Annotated in this window: 16 protein-coding genes; 9 read left to right on the top strand and 7 right to left on the bottom strand. The window is 67.3% G+C overall.

What is annotated here, in order from left to right; genetic code table 11:
• Positions 1-4 precede the first annotated feature (4 nt).
• Together AB8810_RS01925 and AB8810_RS01920 are read left to right on the top strand one after the other, a co-directional pair.
• Positions 5-613 carry a TIGR00645 family protein gene (locus tag AB8810_RS01925; protein WP_179571039.1) on the top strand — a complete coding sequence of 203 codons (609 nt, stop codon included), beginning with the start codon at positions 5-7 and terminating at the stop codon, positions 611-613.
• 178 nt (positions 614-791) lie between these two features.
• A complete protein-coding gene (locus AB8810_RS01920; RefSeq protein WP_369915402.1) occupies positions 792-1,796 on the top strand; it encodes an energy transducer TonB in 1,005 nt (334 codons plus the stop codon).
• A gap of 135 nt (positions 1,797-1,931) precedes the next feature.
• On the opposite strand, the gene AB8810_RS01915 is transcribed toward AB8810_RS01920, so the two are convergent.
• The 6 genes from AB8810_RS01915 to AB8810_RS01890 all read right to left on the bottom strand — a co-directional run bounded on the left by AB8810_RS01915 (position 1,932) and on the right by AB8810_RS01890 (position 7,505).
• Positions 1,932-3,113: an ABC transporter permease gene (locus AB8810_RS01915; RefSeq protein WP_179571041.1), complete on the bottom strand. Its 1,182-nt coding sequence runs from the start codon at positions 3,111-3,113 to the stop codon at positions 1,932-1,934.
• A complete protein-coding gene (locus tag AB8810_RS01910) occupies positions 3,110-3,856 on the bottom strand; it encodes an ATP-binding cassette domain-containing protein (RefSeq protein WP_179571042.1) in 747 nt (248 codons plus the stop codon). The genes AB8810_RS01915 and AB8810_RS01910 overlap by 4 nt, the downstream gene beginning before the upstream one ends.
• 31 nt (positions 3,857-3,887) lie before the next feature.
• A complete protein-coding gene (locus AB8810_RS01905) occupies positions 3,888-5,405 on the bottom strand; it encodes an alpha/beta hydrolase (RefSeq protein ID WP_179571043.1) in 1,518 nt (505 codons plus the stop codon).
• Positions 5,406-5,487: 82 nt separating this feature from the next.
• A complete protein-coding gene (locus AB8810_RS01900) occupies positions 5,488-5,688 on the bottom strand; it encodes a helix-turn-helix transcriptional regulator (protein WP_003472309.1) in 201 nt (66 codons plus the stop codon).
• Positions 5,685-6,266: a hypothetical protein gene (locus AB8810_RS01895; protein ID WP_369915401.1), complete on the bottom strand. Its 582-nt coding sequence runs from the start codon at positions 6,264-6,266 to the stop codon at positions 5,685-5,687. The genes AB8810_RS01900 and AB8810_RS01895 overlap by 4 nt, the downstream gene beginning before the upstream one ends.
• A gap of 483 nt (positions 6,267-6,749) precedes the next feature.
• Positions 6,750-7,505, bottom strand: coding sequence for an SDR family NAD(P)-dependent oxidoreductase (locus AB8810_RS01890; protein ID WP_369915400.1), 756 nt, complete (start codon positions 7,503-7,505; stop codon positions 6,750-6,752).
• 239 nt (positions 7,506-7,744) lie between these two features.
• Between AB8810_RS01890 and AB8810_RS01885 the strand changes: the two genes are divergently transcribed.
• The gene (locus AB8810_RS01885) at positions 7,745-8,638 is read left to right on the top strand and encodes an AraC family transcriptional regulator N-terminal domain-containing protein (RefSeq protein WP_369915399.1); all 894 of its coding nucleotides are present in this window, start codon (positions 7,745-7,747) and stop codon (positions 8,636-8,638) included.
• Between the two features lie 113 nt (positions 8,639-8,751).
• Here the strand turns inward: AB8810_RS01885 and AB8810_RS01880 are convergent, their stop codons facing one another.
• The gene (locus tag AB8810_RS01880; RefSeq protein WP_241092923.1) at positions 8,752-9,462 is read right to left on the bottom strand and encodes an FAD-binding oxidoreductase; all 711 of its coding nucleotides are present in this window, start codon (positions 9,460-9,462) and stop codon (positions 8,752-8,754) included.
• Between the two features lie 139 nt (positions 9,463-9,601).
• Here AB8810_RS01880 and AB8810_RS01875 point away from each other — a divergent pair, with 139 nt between their 5' ends.
• From AB8810_RS01875 to AB8810_RS01850, 6 genes are all read left to right on the top strand, one after another.
• Positions 9,602-10,609 (top strand): ABC transporter ATP-binding protein, encoded by a 1,008-nt coding sequence (locus tag AB8810_RS01875; RefSeq protein WP_241093919.1) that lies wholly within the window; start codon positions 9,602-9,604, stop codon positions 10,607-10,609.
• A 21-nt stretch (positions 10,610-10,630) separates the two neighbouring features.
• Complete coding sequence (locus AB8810_RS01870) at positions 10,631-11,446, top strand: ABC transporter permease (RefSeq protein ID WP_191825924.1); 816 nt, start codon at positions 10,631-10,633, stop codon at positions 11,444-11,446.
• Positions 11,447-11,448: 2 nt separating this feature from the next.
• On the top strand, positions 11,449-11,895 hold the full coding sequence (locus AB8810_RS01865; RefSeq protein WP_369915398.1) for a hypothetical protein: 447 nt from the start codon (positions 11,449-11,451) through the stop codon (positions 11,893-11,895).
• A gap of 762 nt (positions 11,896-12,657) precedes the next feature.
• Positions 12,658-12,936 carry a pilus assembly protein gene (locus AB8810_RS01860; RefSeq protein WP_369915397.1) on the top strand — a complete coding sequence of 93 codons (279 nt, stop codon included), beginning with the start codon at positions 12,658-12,660 and terminating at the stop codon, positions 12,934-12,936.
• Between the two features lie 163 nt (positions 12,937-13,099).
• Positions 13,100-14,614, top strand: a complete 1,515-nt coding sequence (locus AB8810_RS01855; RefSeq protein WP_369915395.1) for a pilus assembly protein TadG-related protein — start codon at positions 13,100-13,102, stop codon at positions 14,612-14,614.
• The gene (locus tag AB8810_RS01850; protein ID WP_369915394.1) at positions 14,611-15,417 is read left to right on the top strand and encodes a hypothetical protein; all 807 of its coding nucleotides are present in this window, start codon (positions 14,611-14,613) and stop codon (positions 15,415-15,417) included. The genes AB8810_RS01855 and AB8810_RS01850 overlap by 4 nt, the downstream gene beginning before the upstream one ends.

The raw sequence follows: 15,417 nt of genomic DNA, 5'->3' as shown, positions 1-15,417 counted from the left end.
CGCCATGAGCCCTCCGCGCCCGACGCCCCGCCTGAATCCGCTGTCCAGCCTGATCTTCGCCTCGCGCTGGTTGCAGCTGCCGCTGTACCTGGGATTGATCGTGGCCCAGGGCGTCTACGTGTTCCTGTTCGGCAAGGAACTGTGGCACCTGATCCACGAGGCGCCGAGCCTGGGCGAGCAGCAGATCATGCTGATCGTGCTCGGCCTGATCGATGTGGTGATGATCTCCAACCTGCTGGTGATGGTGATCGTCGGCGGCTACGAGACCTTCGTCTCGCGGCTGGGCCTGGAAGGCCATCCGGACCAGCCGGAGTGGCTGAGCCACGTCAATGCCAGCGTGCTGAAGGTGAAGCTGGCGCTGTCGATCATCGGCATCTCCTCGATCCACCTGCTCAAGACCTTCATCGCGGTCGGCGCGCTGGGCGGCATGCCGCTGTGCTCGCCGGACCAATTGGCCAGCGCCGCAGCCACGGTGGACCTGAAGAGCTGTGCGACGCTGACCCAGACCGGCGTGCTGTGGCAGACCATCATCCACGGCATCTTCATCCTGTCGGCGATCGGCATCGCCTGGACCGACCGGCTGATGTCCGCGCCGCCGAAACCGGCGCACTGACCTCGCGTGCACGGGCTCACGCTTTTCCGGCCGCCGCCACGCGGCCGTCAAGCACGCGGCCGGAGCGGATGCTAGATTGGCAGGTGGGGTGCGCTGGCAGGGACGGGGGAGCCGGACCGGCTGCGCGGGAGAACCACCGCTGCGTATTCATGGCCATCACCGGGGATTAGGGGGAAGCATGTTGCAGGTAACGACATTCGCGAAGGCGCGCCGCATGGCGCCGGTACTGCTGCTGGCCGCGCTGGCCGCCTGTTCCAAGCAGGAGGACGCCGCCCCGACCGCTGCGCCGGCGGCCAAGCCCGCGGCAACGGTACCGGCCGCACCGCCGGTCTCGGCCAAGGTGCAATCGATGGGCACCGAGCAGCTGCACGAATCGGCCAGCCAGGCGCTGCGCGAGAACCGCATGTATGCGCCGGCCGGCAACAACGCGGTCGAGTACTACCTGGCGTTGCGCGACAAGCAGCCGGACGACGCCGGGGTGAAGAGCGCGCTGACCGACCTGATGCCGTACACGCTGATCGCCGCCGAGCAGAGCATCAACCGCGAGGACTTCCCGGAAGCGCAGCGGCTGGTCGCGCTGATCGAGAAGATCGACAGCCAGGCGCCGGCATTGCCGCGGCTGAAGCTGGGCGTGAGCAACGGCATGCAGTCCGCGGCGCAGCGCAGCCAGGAAGAGACCGACAAGGTCAAGAAGGAGGCCGAACAAAAGGCCAAGCTGTTGGCCGAGCAGCAAAAGCAGGCGCAGCAGCAGGCCAGCGAGGCGCAGGCCGCGCAGCAGATCGCCGCGCAACAGGAAGCCGCGCGCCGCGAGAGCGCGCGCCAGGAAGCCGAGCGCCAGGCCGCCGCCGCGCGCAGCGCGCCGACCCCGGCTCCGGCAGCCGCACAGCCTGCGGCCACGCCACCGCCGGCGGCCGCCACCGCCAGCACCCAATCGCTACGGGCGATCAGCACCCCGGCGCCGCGCTACCCGCCCGAAGCGCTGCGTTCGGGCACCGCCGGCGAAGTGCTGGTGGAGATCACCGTCGGCACCGACGGCTCGGTCACCAGCGCCCGCGTGCTGCGCGCCACCCCGGCACGGGTGTTCGACCGCGAAGCGCTGAACGCGACCAAGCGCTGGCGCTTCGAGCCGGTCAGCGCGCCGGTCACGACGCGGCGCACGTTGGCGTTCAATCCCGGCGGCTAAGAAAAAAAGCCCGGCTCCGCCGGGCTTTTTTTGGGATTGGAGAATCGGGAATGGGGAATCGCGGAAGCGCTGCGCCCGGTCGGCATTCCCGCTTTTCCTATTCCCGGTTCTCCATTCCCGTTTCCCGGCTCTCAATCACCCCGATATCGCCAACCGCTCCTGCCGGTAGCGGCGCACCGCGGCCAGCCACAGCACCGCGGCCAGGCCGAAGCCGGCGGCCAGGTACACCGCCCAGATCTGCAGGTCGATCGGTTCGCGGCGGATGATCTTCAGCAGCATCTGGTTCTGCGCCAGGAACGGCACCGCGAACTGCCACAGCGTGGTCTTCAGCGGATACACCATCAACGCGTAGCCGGGCAGCATCGGCAGCAGCATCAGCCAGGTCATGTGGCTCTGCGCTTCCTTCATGCTCTTGGCCGCGGCGGCCAGCAGGGTCAGCAGCGAGGTGCCGATGAACAGCATCGGCAGCAGCACGAACAGCATCTGCAGCATCGCCACGAAGCTGACGTTGAGCTGGCGACCGATGCCGCTGGCGACCTGCGCGCTGAGCTTGAACGCGAGCAGGGTCAGCAGCAGCGAGGCCAGCCCGACCACGCACGCGGCGGCGATCTTGCCGCTGACGATGGCGCCGCGCGACGCCGGCGTGGCCAGCAGCGGCTCCAGCGATTGCCGCTCGCGTTCGCCGGCGGTGGCGTCGAGGATCAGATAGGCGCCACCGATGAACGAGGTGATGCTCAGCAGCACCGGCAGCAGCATCGCCAGCAACACGCCGCGCTTGGCCTCGGCCGTGGCCAGGTCCTGGACGGCCATGTCCAGCGGCCGCGCCACCTGCGCATCGACGCCGCGCGCCAACAGCCGCAGCGCGCCGACCTGCTGGCTGTACATGCTCAGCGCCGTCTGCACGCGCGTGGTCGGGATGTCGGCATCGCGGCGGGTGCTGTCCTTGATGATCTCCACCAGCGCCGGCCGCCCCTCGCGCCAGGCGTTGGCGTAGTCCTCGTCGATCTTCAGCGCCAGGTCCACGTCCTGGCTGCGAATCGCCGCGGTCAGGTCCTTGGGCGGGGCGACCGCGTTCAGGCCTTGCGCGGCGAGGAACGCAACCAGGTTCGGCGCGCGCTCGCGGCCGATCACCGGGATGTTCAGCGGCTTGTCGATCTGGGTCCTGACCCGGCTCTCGGCCAGCGCGCCCATGCCCAGGATCAGCGCCGGGTACAGCAGCGGGCCCAGCAGCAGCGCCAGCGCCAGGGTCCGGCGGTCGCGCCCGAGGTCGCGCAATTCCTTGCGCATCACGGTGAAAACGGTTCGAAACAGGCTCATGCGTGCAGTCCCTCGTCGCTGCCGATCGCCTTGACGAAGGCGTCTTCCAGATTGTCTTCGCCGGTCAGGGCGCGCAGTTCGTCGGCCGTGCCGGCGGCCACCACCGTGCCCTTGGCGACGATGACGATGCGATCGCACAGCGCCGCCACCTCCTGCATGATGTGGCTGGAGAAGATCACGCAACGCCCCTCCTCGCGCAGCCCGCGCAGGAAGCCGCGCATCGCGCGGGTGGTCATCACGTCCAGGCCGTTGGTGGGTTCGTCGAGGATCACGTTGCGCGGATCGTGGACCAGCGCGCGCGCGATCGCGGTCTTGGTGCGCTGGCCCTGGCTGAAGCCCTCGGTCTGGCGGTCGAGGATGTCGTCCATGTCCAGCGCCGCCGACAGCAGCCGCGTGCGCTCGGCGATGCGCGCCGCCGACAGCCCGTGCAGTTCGCCGAAGTAGGCGATGTTCTCGCGCGCGGTCAGGCGCTTGTACACGCCGCGCGCATCGGGCAGCACGCCCAGCGCGCGGCGCACCGCCAGCGGATCGGCGCCGACGTCGATGCCGTCCACGCGCACCTGGCCCTGGTCGGGCGCCATCAGCGTGTACAGCATGCGCAAGGTGGTGGTCTTGCCGGCGCCGTTGGGACCGAGCAGGCCGGTGATCTGGCCGTCGGCGGCTTCGAAGCTGACCCCTTGCACCGCCTGCACGACGCCGGCCTTGGTCTTGAACGCCTTGTGCAGATTGTCGGCGACGATCATGCGCACTCTCCCCTGCGAAACGCTGCGCGGCTCATGGTTCCCATCCGTTGAATGAAGTGAAGGCCGGCACGCCGCTCATCGCGTCCAGGCAGGTGGCGTCGAGCTGCTTGGCATCGGCGTTCTCGAAGAACTGGCTCAGCAGCTTGGGCATGCAGCCCAGGGTCATGGTGCCGTGGCCCTGCCCGCGCACCACCAGGTGGCGGCCGTTGGGCAGGCCCTGCAACACGCGCGCGGCATAGCGCGGCGGGGTCACCGGATCCAGCTCGCCGGAGGTCAGCAGCACCGGCAGTTCGGATTTGAACGGCGCGGTGAAACCGGCCGGGCGCGTCCCGGTCGGCCATGCCGGACAGGCGGCGAAGAACATCTGCGCCACCTCCGGGCCGAGCAGGGTTTCGCCGCCGGCGGCAGGCGGGTGGTAACGGTCGGCATCCTCGGCGCAGATCACCGACCACTGCATGCCGCGGTTCATCTGCCCGTCCAGTTGCTTGCCCATCATCTTCGCCAGCGACATCAGCGGCGCATAGCGCTCGTGCGCGGCCTCGTCCAGCACCAGCGGCAACAGCGACGCGGTCTGCGGCGCGTACGAGAACGAGAACGCCAGGCTGGTGACGGTGTCGGCGGTCACCCGGTCGTGCTTGCTCTCGCCGCTGGCCGGGTCGCGATAGTCCACGTCCGCCGGCGCCTGCCGCAGCCGCTCCACCACCGTGCGCAGCTGCGCGCGGGTGTCGGTGGGAAAACGTTTGGCGCAGGCCGGGGTGGCCCTGCACTGCTCCGATTGCAGCTTGATCGCATCCTCGAAGGTGGTGGCGAATTCGCCGCCGACCACCAGGTCGTTCGGCGCCACGCCGTCGATCACCACGCTGCGGGTGTGCGCCGCATAGCGCGCCGCGTACTGCTGGGCGACGCGGGTGCCGTAGGAGCCACCGATCAGGTTGAGCTTGTCCGTGCCGAGCGCGGCGCGCACCGCATCCAGGTCGGCGATGGCCTGGGTGGTGGTGTAGTAGCGCGGATCGGCGCGGCCCTGCAGCGACTGCGCGCAACGCCGCGCGTAGTCGAGCAGTTCACTGGCGGTGGGCGCGCGCGCCGGATCGGCCAGCTGCATTTCCTTGCCGTCCGCGCCCAGGCAGGTCAGCGGATTGGACTGGCCGGTGCCGCGCTGGTCGATCAGGAACACGTCGCGGCGCTTGCGGGTTTCGCGCAAGGCCATGTCGACGATGCTGGCGACCTCGGTCGCCGCCTGACCCGGGCCGCCGGCGAGGAAGAACACCGGATCCGGATCGCTGCCGCCCTGGCCGGTGACCGGCAACCAGGCGATGTTGAGTTCGATCTTGCGTCCGCCAGGCACCGCCGGATTCTCCGGCACCGGCATGCGCGTGCATTGCGCCTCGACGTTGTTGGACGCGACCGGACTGGTCAACGTGCAGGGATGGAAGCGCAGCGTGCCGTAGCTGCGCCCCGCATTCTGCGGAGCCGGTCCGTGTCCGCCTTGGCAGGCGGCGAGCAGCAAGGTCGCCGCGACGACGGCGAGCGGTCTGCATGGGTGTCGCATGGTTCGCATCCTTGAGTTCATGGCTTGCAGGATGCCATGCCGGAGCATGGCGTCGTAGGTGACCGATGGCAGGTCGGAAGGACTACTCGGAATCGTCGAACAGGAACACCTGCTCGATACTGTGCGCGAACAGCCGCGCGATACGGAACGCCAGCGGCAGGCTCGGATCGTACTTGCCGGTTTCCAGCGCGTTGATGGTCTGCCGCGACACGCCCAGCCGCTCGCCCAGCTCGCCCTGCGACCAGCCGCGGGCCTCGCGCAGTTCGCGGATGCGGCTGTTCATTGGTAGCGGCGCGCATTCACGCCCTTGGCGATGCCGTAGGTCGCGCACAGCAGCGGGAACACCCACAGCATCGCCGCCGCTGCCGGCACCGCGATCGTGCCCGCCGCCTGCAGGAAACCGGCGGTCATGTAGCCGCCGGCGACCAGCCCGGCGGCGATGGCGATGGACTCCAGCTCGATGCGCCGCTGCATCTCGTCGGAGTCGCGCACGAAGCGCGCCACCGCACGGATCACCAGCGCCACCAGCAGCGCCGGCAGCAGCGCGATCAGCACCCGTGCCCAGTCCGCCTCGACACTGTTGAGCAGGCGCCTCCAGCACAGCATCACCGCGACGTAGATCAGCATCGGCGGACCCAGTTCACGGTAGTAGCGGCGCGCCAGCGCCGGCACCGCGCTGTCGCGCAGGCTGCCCGACGACCACCACAGCATCAGCGCCAGGAAGATGCCGCCGATGCACAGCCCGAACCACAGCCCACGAAAATAGTCGTCGCCGCGCAACAGCCGCAGCCACGGCGTGACCGCGAGCAGCGCGACGCTCACGCCCAGCACCACGATCGCGCTGCGCTTGCAGCGGTTCACGGCCGCGCCCCGACCGCAGCGCCGACCGTCTCCGGCCGGCACCAATCGAATGCCATCACGACGTTTCGCATACACCCCCCCCTGTCAAGCACGCTTTACAGGAGGATGCGCGCGCCCGCAGCGACTGTCAAGCGTCCTTTACAGCCGCTGGCGACAGGCGATGCCATCGCGCAATCCGTCAGAGTCGCAGCGTCGGCGCTGGCGTTGGCGTTGGCGTCGCGCGCGATTGCCGCACGCGCGACTCCCGCAACGCGCACCTCGGCATCACGCCAGCAGCTGCGTCGTGGCCAGGCACGGAGGCGTTTTCAGACAGTCGCGCAGGACCTCTCTGCGATCGCACTGCGCATCCGTCTCCTTGCGACATCGGCAGCTTCGTCGCGCTGCGATCGCACACAGGCCGCACCCTTGCGCGCGCTCTGCCGTCGCCGCACAAAGGGCGCCGGCCAGCAGGCCGACGCCCTCCGAGCCTCGCGGAACCGTCGGTCAGATGGCCTGCCCGCCCGACACCTCGATCCGCTGCGCGTTGACCCAGCGGTTGTCCGGGCCGAGCAGGCTGGCGACCATCGGGCCGATGTCGTCGGGCACGCCCACCCGCCCCAGGGCGGTCATGTCGGCGAACTGCTTGTTCAGATCGGGCAGGTCGCGCACGGCGCCGCCCAGGAAATCGGTTTCGATCGCGCCCGGGGCCACGGTGTTCACGGCGATGCCGCGGCCACCGAATTCCTTGGCCATGTAGACCGACAGGATCTCGACGGCGCCCTTGGCGGCCGCGTAGGCAGAGAAGCCCGGCATCGACACGCGGGTCAGGCCGGAGGAAAAGTTCACGATGCGGCCGCCATCGGCGATCAGCGGCAGCAGCGCCTGGGTCAGGAAGTACACGCCCTTGACGTGGGTCGCGAACAGCGCGTCGAACTGGGCTTCGGTCGTCTCTGCGAGCATGGCCATCTCGCCATGGCCGGCATTGTTGAGCAGGTGGTCGAAGTCGGTCCGGGACCAGGTTCCGGACAGGGCGCTGCGCACTGCGTCGGCGAAAGCGCCGAAGGACGCCACGTCGCTCACGTCCAGCGGCAAGGCCACCGCCTTGCGGCCCATCGCTTCGATTTCGGCGACGACGGCCTTGGCCTGGTCGGCGCCATTGCGGTAGGTCAGCAGGACATCGCCGCCACGGCGGGCGATGCTGATGGCGGTATTGCGGCCGAGGCCGCGGTTGGCACCGGTGATGAGGGTGATCGACGTCATGGGAATCTCCAGCAAAGTGGATGTTGCGGGGTGGAGAGACGATCGGACGGAACGCCCTCGCGCAGTTTCCCGATCCCGCCCATTTCTTGCCTATTCATCCAGAGTTCGCACCAATGAACCTCAAGAACCCCTCATTTCATCACCGCAAAACTCAGCGTGCTCCTGCCTTTTCTTCCGGATTTCTTGCCCAATCATCCAACTCGATTGTGCCCGCTGCGGCCACGCGCTAGGGTCTGCTTATGCCTGCGAATCTGTTGGAAACCGCGCGTCGCTACGCCGATGCGAACGTCGACGAGGCCGGAGTCGCGCGCACGCCCTTGCCCGGGCTTGCGATCCTGCGCGAGACCCGGCCGACGCCATTGCACTACGCCATCTGCAGGCCGCTGGTGGCGCTGGTGCTGCAGGGCAGGAAGCAGGTCACGATGGGCAGCAGCAGCTACGACTTCGGTGCCGGCGAGTCCCTGCTGGTCACCGCGGAAGTGCCCACGGTCAGCCAGATCACCCGTGCCTCGCTCGCGGCGCCCTACTACGCCTGCGTGGTGGAGCTGGATCCGGCCACCATCGCATCGCTGGTGGCCGAGATGGGCACGACCCCTTTCGCGATGGGGTCGCCGGTACGCGTCGATCCGACCGAGGCGGAAGTCGCCGACACCGCCGACAGGCTCATCCGCCTGCTGGACCGCCCCGCGTCGGTCCCCGTGCTGGGCCCGCAGTTGCTGCGCGAACTGCACTACTGGCTGCTGTCGGGGCGGCACGGCGGCGCAATGCGCGCACTGGGCGTCACCGACAGCCATGCCCGGCGGGTGGGCCGCGCGGTGGCCAGGATCCGCTCGGACTTCGCCAGGCCGTTGCGCATGGAGCAGCTGGCGGACGCGGCGGGAATGAGCCTGTCGACGTTCCATGTGCACTTCCGCGCGATCACCTCGCTGACCCCGCTGCAGTTCCAGAAGCAGCTGCGCCTGATCGAGGCCAGGCGCCTGCTGTTGGCGGAAGGCGCGACGATCGGCCGGGCGGCCTCGGCGGTGGGGTACGAAAGCGTTCCACAGTTCACGCGCGAATACGGCCGCATGTTCGGCATGCCGCCGGGCAAGGACATGAAGGACACCCGGCAACGCCTGACCTCGGCCGCGTAGCCGAAGCGCGGGCCCCGTGCCGAGCAAACACTGCAGCGCCCGGAGCGATGTCCGGCGCGGGCAGGAAGCGAGCCACCAGGCGCCGGCGCATGGCGAGCGACGGCGCGCAGGCGCTACTTGCTGCTGACGTACTTCTCGCGGCGGATGTGCTGCACCGGCAGACCCGCCTCTTTCAGCGCATCGAAGCAGGCGTCGACCATGTTCGGATTGCCGCACAGATAGGCGATATCGCCGTCGGCCTGCGGCGCGAACTCGCCGAGGAACTGCTGCACGTAGCCGTGGCGCACGTCCGCATGCGGCGCAGCGGGCAGTTCGCGCGAGAAACACGGCACGAAGCGGAAGCGCGGATGCGCGTCGGCGAAGGCGCGGAACTCGTCGCCGTACAGCAGCTCGGCCGGCGTGCGCGCGCCCAGCAGCAGTACCACCTCCGCGCCGCGCTCGGCCATCGCCGCTTCCAGCAGCGGCAACATCGAGCGATACGGGGTGACGCCGGTACCGGTGGCGATCAGCAGGTAGCGGCGGTTGCTGTCGCCCTGGTTCAGGCAGAAGCGGCCGTACGGACCGCTGGCGCAGACCTGCCCGCCGATCTCCAGGCCTTCGAACAAGGCCGTGGCCGCGCCGCCGGCGACAAAGCTGACCGCAATCTCGACCGTCGCATCGGCCGGCTGCGACGGATCGTGGCGGGTGGCCAGCGAATAGCTGCGCTTGGTGGCGGTGCCGTCGGCGTAGTGGAAGTGCACCTGCACGAACTGGCCGGGCACGAACGGCAGCGGCTGGCCGTCGTCGCGGACGAAGCGGTAGTGGCCGACGGCCGGGGCCAGCATGTGGCGGTCGACCAGTTTCAACGGGAATTGGGCAGGCACGCGGATGCAACAGTCTATGGCCGGGGCCGAGCCCACGAGGTCTTCTATAATAGCGGCTGCATTTCTTCAGCGCCGTCAACAGGGCGCGAAAGGGTCCGCCTTGAATATCGCCTCCCCGCTCCCCTCCCCGGTGCCCGCGCTACGCGTGCGCGAGCTGCGCAAGACCTACGACAACGGCGTGCAGGCGCTGCACGGCGTGTCGCTGGACGTGCTGCCCGGCGATTTCTTCGCCCTGCTCGGCCCCAACGGCGCCGGCAAGTCCACCCTGATCGGCATCATCAGCTCGCTGGTCAACCTCAGCGCCGGCCAGGTCGAGGTGTTCGGCACCGACCTGACCACCCAGCGCAGCGCGGCGATGCGCCTGCTCGGCCTGGTTCCGCAGGAGATCAACTTCAACCTGTTCGAGAAGCCCTTCGACATCCTGGTCAACTACGCCGGGTTCTACGGCATGCCGCGCGCGCAGGCCGAGCACCAGGCCGAAGTGGAGCTCAAGCGCGCGCACCTGTGGGACAAGGCGCAGGTGATGAGCCGCACCCTGTCCGGCGGCATGAAGCGGCGGCTGATGATCGCCCGCGCGATGATGACCCAGCCGCGCCTGCTGATCCTGGACGAACCCACCGCCGGCGTGGACATCGAGATCCGCCGCGACATGTGGCGCGTGCTGCGCGAGATCAACGCCGCCGGCACCACCATCATCCTGACCACGCACTACCTGGAGGAAGCGGAGAGCCTGTGCCGCAACCTGGCGATCATCGACCGCGGCCGCATCGTCGAACAGGGCCCGATGCGCGAACTGCTGGCCAAGCTCGACGTGGAAGGCTTCCTGCTCGACATCGACGGCGAACTGCCGGCACAGCTGCCGGCGATCGAGGGCACCACCCTGCTCGCACAGGACGCGCATACGCTGGACCTGGACATGCCGCGGGCGATGGACCTCAACCGCGTGTTCGCCGCGCTCGGCAGCGCCGGCATCCGCGTGCGCTCGATGCGTACCAAGAGCAACCGCCTGGAGGAGCTGTTCGTGCGCCTCACCGGGGACAACCGGGACGGCGCAAGCGGCCCGGCCTCGGCGCCAGACTCGCCGAAGCAGCCGCCCGCCGCCGCCTGACCCCTCTTTCGCTGGACGCCAATGAACACCACCGCCAAACCGCAATCCCTCCTCCCCGAGACCACGCCGGCCCAGCGCAACTGGGTCGCGCTGGGCACCGTGGTGCGCCGCGAGGTCAAGCGCATCCTGCGCATCTGGGGCCAGACCCTGGTGCCGCCGGCGATCACCATGACCCTGTACTTCCTGATCTTCGGCGGGCTGATCGGCTCGCGCGTGGGCGACATGGGCGGCTACAGCTACATGCAGTTCATCGTCCCCGGCCTGGTGATGATGAGCGTGATCCAGAACAGCTACGGCAACATCAGCTCCAGTTTCTTCGGCGCCAAGTTCGGCCGCCACGTCGAGGAACTGCTGGTCAGCCCGATGCCGAACTGGGTGATCCTGTGGGGCTACGTGGCCGGCGCGGTGCTGCGCGGACTGATGGTCGGCGTGCTGGTGCTGATCATCGCCATGTTCTTCACCCCGGTGCGCATCCCGCACCCGCTGGTGACGCTGACCACGGTGCTGCTGGGCGCGACGATCTTCTCGCTGGCCGGCTTCATCAACGCCGTCTACGCGAAGAAGTTCGACGACGTCGCCATCGTGCCGACCTTCATCCTGACCCCGCTGACCTACCTGGGCGGCGTGTTCTATTCGGTGAAGCTGCTGCCCGGCTGGGCCGAGGCCGCCACCCATGCCAACCCGATCTTCTACATGGTCAACGCCTTCCGCTACGGCCTGCTCGGCAGCAGCGACGTGCCGGTGTGGGTGGCCTACGCGCTGATGCTGGGCTTCGTCGCGGTGCTCAGCGCGCTGGCGCTGTGGCTGCTCAAGCGCGGAGTGGGATTGCGCAGCTGAGCATGCGCCGCGCCATCGGGCCGCTGTCATTGTGGCTGCTGTGCGGCGGCGCCGCGGTGGCGGCTGCCGCGCCTGCGGCCGGCCAGGATCCGGCCGCGCCGAGCGCCGAGACGCTGTACCGGCTGGGCGAGGCCGACGGCACGCAGCTGGCCCAGGCGCGTTACTGCGAGCTGCCGCCGGCCGAGATGTCCCGCCTTGCCGGCGCGCTGCAGCAGGCCGCGCGCGAGCGCGCGCTGGCCGCGAACGTGACCTTCGATGAAGCCGCGCACGACGCTGCGATGCGTGCCGGCTTCGACGATTTCCGCCAGCTATTGGCCGCCCTCGAGGCGCAGGACGGCGCCCAGGACCTGGCGCAACGCAAGGCGCACTACCGCGAGCAGTGCGCCGAGGTGCGCGCCGGGATCGAGACCCTGATCGGCCCGCTGGCCAAGCAGGACACCAAGGGCTAGCACGGCCCTGCCGGCGGATTCCACATCGCCAGAGCGCACCACCAGATGCGCATCCCGATCCTCGGCGCCGTCGCGACCAGGGCGTATCCGTCGGTGAAGCAGCCGTAGATCGATACTCCGGGCATCACCGATACGCCAGCCGGTACTTGCGATAGGCGGCAGCCAATCCACGCGGCGAAGGTGTGGTGCCTACTTGCGCAGATTCGGTCTGCCGGCATTCTCGACACGCTCCCGACCCTCGCTGCACCAGCAGGGTGCAATGCGGTCATCTGCATCACGTGGCGATGCGTCTTCCACATTCCTGTTTCCGGCCTTTCGACTCCAGTTGTGCGCCGGGATCAAGCGAAAAAGAGACGCACCTATTCATCCAGGGTGGGTCAACGATGCGATCTCGCCGAGTCAACAATTCGCCGCGTAACGGCATGAACTATCGATGTTTGTGCAGTGGCGGACTCGGCATTCCGAAATCAGCACAGAGTGAATCGATTCATGGAACGTTGCGCCTGAAGTTTGACTTGATTGCGGGATAGCCATTCCATTTTCCGTCAAAACATTAACGCTAGTTTTCTTGAACCGGCAATATTTTGACGATAAAGTGGCCACGTCCGAGATACATTTGTCACGCAATGTCAAATGCGGGCCAAGGATAAGTTTCATATCTGTGCATGTTTTCACTTATGCAACCCACACGCCTTCACGCAACCGCGCGGACGTAAGTGTGCTGCCGGTCCAGTGGGCGCCAGAGCCAAGGAGAGGATTCAGATGAATAACCAACGCAGGCACATTCGTTTCGGCCGCAAGCAGCTCGGCCAGGGCATGACCGAATACATCATCATCGTGGCCCTGATCGCGATCGCCGCCATCGGCGTATTTACCTTCTTCGGCGGCACCGTCCGCAGCCAGGTCGCCGGCATGGCGCAGGAACTCTCGGGCAAGCAGGACGCTAGCCAGATGATCAACCGCGCCGGTACCAACGCCGGCAAAGCCCAGAGCCAGGCCGACAAGGACAAGGGCATGGCCGCGTACAACGGCAACAAGTAAGGCCTTCGCCACCATCTGCCCAGCAGGGCAGATGGTGGCCTGTCGTTGTCACCGCCGTGGGCACGCCTCGGCGTTTTTCCTGATCAGCACCTCTAAATGGACCCAGCCGAGCTGAACGCATCCATTGCGTTCTTAGCGAAGCGTTTTTCCGGAAGGACACCAGATGGGGATCATCGCAGCCGCCGATCCGTCTACAAGGAACGTTGCGCCACGGCTGGGACGCGTCCGCCCTGACATGTCAGGGCAGTCGATGCCCATGGTGCTGGCGTTCCTGATGGTGCTGTGCGTTGGCCTGCTGGTGACCTTCAACACCGGGCAGGTCGTCGGCAAGAAAGTGGAAATCACCAATGCTGCCGATGCCGCCGCTTACAGCATCGCGGTCGAGCAGGCGCGCGCGCGCAACTTCGCCGCTTACCTGAACCGCGGACGCGTTGCCAACGAAGTGGCGATCGCACAAACGGTCAGCCTGAATTCGTGGCTGACGATGGTGCACTCCACCTCCGTGCATTTCGGAGAATTCACCAAGGTCGCCGAGACCTTGTTGTTCTGGGTGCCTGGGCTGGGCGAAGTGCTGATCGCGCTAGATCGCGCCATGACCGCGATCAACAAGGCGCTCAAGGTCTTTCGGCAAGGTTTCATGCAGGTGGCGAACGGCGAAATCCGAGTGCTGGACCAGGTACTGGATCACCCCTATGCGCTTGCGGCGGATGCCGCGGTCGGGACGCTCGCCTCGGAAGCCAACGTCTTCCTCCTCGCCAACAAGGTGGTCAAGGACAACGCGCCAGACGCGGAGCTGACCCTGGTCGGCAAGGGCGTGTTGGCCAAGAACGTGGTCTCGGCGGGCAACCAGCTGGAACGCTACAGCCCCGGCCAGCGCAAAGGCCTGACCAGCACCAATCCGGGCGGCGAGCGCTACCGCAACGTGGTCATGGCATCGCGCGACACATTTACGCGTGCGCGCGACGGCACCGCATTCGGGGTGTTCAACAACAACGGCGGCACCGACATGGTCGAATACGATCGTTGGTCGGCCGTGGATAGCTTCCAGTTCAAGCTTCCTCTGCCGTGGCCGCTCAAAGACGTCAAAATTCCGCTGGGCTGGGGCGGCACCCAGGCCGTCGATGGCCGCAAGCCGAATTTCTTCGCGGGAATGAGCAACGGGCGCGGATGGAAGTCGCCTTACGACAACAAGACCTACAAGGCCTACAACGGCACCAAGCGCAGCGACATCGCCGGCCGGTTCATCGAAAGCGACCCTGCCGTGATCGAGAATTTCAAGCGCGACAAAGCATTTTTCAATGGCTACCGCTACGGCATCAGCCCGCAGTATCACGACGTCAAGAACACCTATTCGCAAACTCCCGAAGGCGCCAATGCCGGGCCGATCTATACGGTCGAGGTGGGTACCAAGATCGAAAAGGCGCGCACCAGTTCCACGCTGAAGATCGGGCGTGGCCGCATGGAACTGAAGGACGAGGCGCGGGGAAACCAATTGCGGGCGATGGCCAGCGCGCAAGTCTATTTCAACCGCCCTCATGAGCTAGCTGCCTTCCGGCGTTCGGTCTGGGGCAAGGGCGACGGAAAATTCGAAAAAGGCAGTTTGTTCAGTCCGTATTGGCAGGCCCGCCTGGTGCAGACACCAGCGGCGGACCGTACTCTTTTGGTGGCCGCTCCATGATGTTCTTCAAACAAAGATCCCGCGCCCTCGCCGCAGGCTGCGTGGCCTTGCTTGCCTTCACCGGCGGCTGCCATTCGCGCGATGCAGCCGAAAGCGACTTGGCAGAGGCCTCCGCTTCCGATGGCGGCGCCAAATCGCTGCCCGCACTGCATGTCGTTCTGGCGTGGGAATCGCGCGTAGGCGGCGAGAACATGGAGCGCAAGAACTATCACGCCAAGCTGGACGCCTGCAGCGGCTCCGGCATGCCGACGCGCGCGCTCTCGGCGCAGGAAGAAGCCAAGCTGGGCACCGGCGAAGTCGAAATCATGATCGACGCGCGACGTCAGTTCGCGCACCAGGTCAGCTGGACGCTTGGCGCCGATGGCGAAGACGGACGAAGCGCATGCCTCGCCAAGCTCGAGCAACACGAAGACCACGACGCGATCGAAGACGCGACCGGCATGTACCAGGCGATCGACAGCGGCGCACGTAGCCAGGAGCGGCAGGACGTACAAGGCACCGGCTGGAAGCTCATGGGCGACGGCCAGATCAAGGGCCAGCCCTGCACACGGTGGCAGAACGGGCAGCAGGAAGTCTGCATGTGGTCCGGCGGCATCAAGTGGGGATTCGGGGAGGCGCCTGGCGACGTGGCGGGCTGCACGGTGGACAGCGCAGGCAATTACCTGAATTCCATCCCGCTGGAAGCCAAGCCGCTGCAGGGCGGGAATGGCTGCCTGTTGCAGGTCAAGTCGTTCAGCCTTGGCAAGGGACTGCTTCCCGAAGACCCAGCCGGCGAGGTAACAGGCAAGGAGCAGGCAGGATGA

It is taken from the genome of Xanthomonas sp. NCPPB 3005, from assembly GCF_041228095.2.
Classification (GTDB): Bacteria; Pseudomonadota; Gammaproteobacteria; order Xanthomonadales; family Xanthomonadaceae; genus Xanthomonas_A; species Xanthomonas_A bonasiae.
This window is presented reverse-complemented; position numbering and strand designations above follow the sequence as displayed.

Bases quoted from the DNA above. Each gene is read 5' to 3' on its own strand.
- AB8810_RS01910 (WP_179571042.1), bottom strand. From the start codon at position 3,856: ATGATCGTCGCCGACAATCTGCACAAGGCGTTCAAGACCAAGGCCGGC.
- AB8810_RS01860 (WP_369915397.1), top strand. From the start codon at position 12,658: ATGAATAACCAACGCAGGCACATTCGTTTCGGCCGCAAGCAGCTCGGC.
- AB8810_RS01855 (WP_369915395.1), top strand. From the start codon at position 13,100: ATGGGGATCATCGCAGCCGCCGATCCGTCTACAAGGAACGTTGCGCCA.
- AB8810_RS01905 (WP_179571043.1), bottom strand. From the start codon at position 5,405: ATGCGACACCCATGCAGACCGCTCGCCGTCGTCGCGGCGACCTTGCTG.
- AB8810_RS01865 (WP_369915398.1), top strand. From the start codon at position 11,449: ATGCGCCGCGCCATCGGGCCGCTGTCATTGTGGCTGCTGTGCGGCGGC.
- AB8810_RS01915 (WP_179571041.1), bottom strand. From the start codon at position 3,113: ATGAGCCTGTTTCGAACCGTTTTCACCGTGATGCGCAAGGAATTGCGC.
- AB8810_RS01925 (WP_179571039.1), top strand. From the start codon at position 5: ATGAGCCCTCCGCGCCCGACGCCCCGCCTGAATCCGCTGTCCAGCCTG.
- AB8810_RS01850 (WP_369915394.1), top strand. From the start codon at position 14,611: ATGATGTTCTTCAAACAAAGATCCCGCGCCCTCGCCGCAGGCTGCGTG.
- AB8810_RS01870 (WP_191825924.1), top strand. From the start codon at position 10,631: ATGAACACCACCGCCAAACCGCAATCCCTCCTCCCCGAGACCACGCCG.
- AB8810_RS01900 (WP_003472309.1), bottom strand. From the start codon at position 5,688: ATGAACAGCCGCATCCGCGAACTGCGCGAGGCCCGCGGCTGGTCGCAG.
- AB8810_RS01920 (WP_369915402.1), top strand. From the start codon at position 792: ATGTTGCAGGTAACGACATTCGCGAAGGCGCGCCGCATGGCGCCGGTA.
- AB8810_RS01880 (WP_241092923.1), bottom strand. From the start codon at position 9,462: ATGCTGGCCCCGGCCGTCGGCCACTACCGCTTCGTCCGCGACGACGGC.
- AB8810_RS01885 (WP_369915399.1), top strand. From the start codon at position 7,745: ATGCCTGCGAATCTGTTGGAAACCGCGCGTCGCTACGCCGATGCGAAC.
- AB8810_RS01890 (WP_369915400.1), bottom strand. From the start codon at position 7,505: ATGACGTCGATCACCCTCATCACCGGTGCCAACCGCGGCCTCGGCCGC.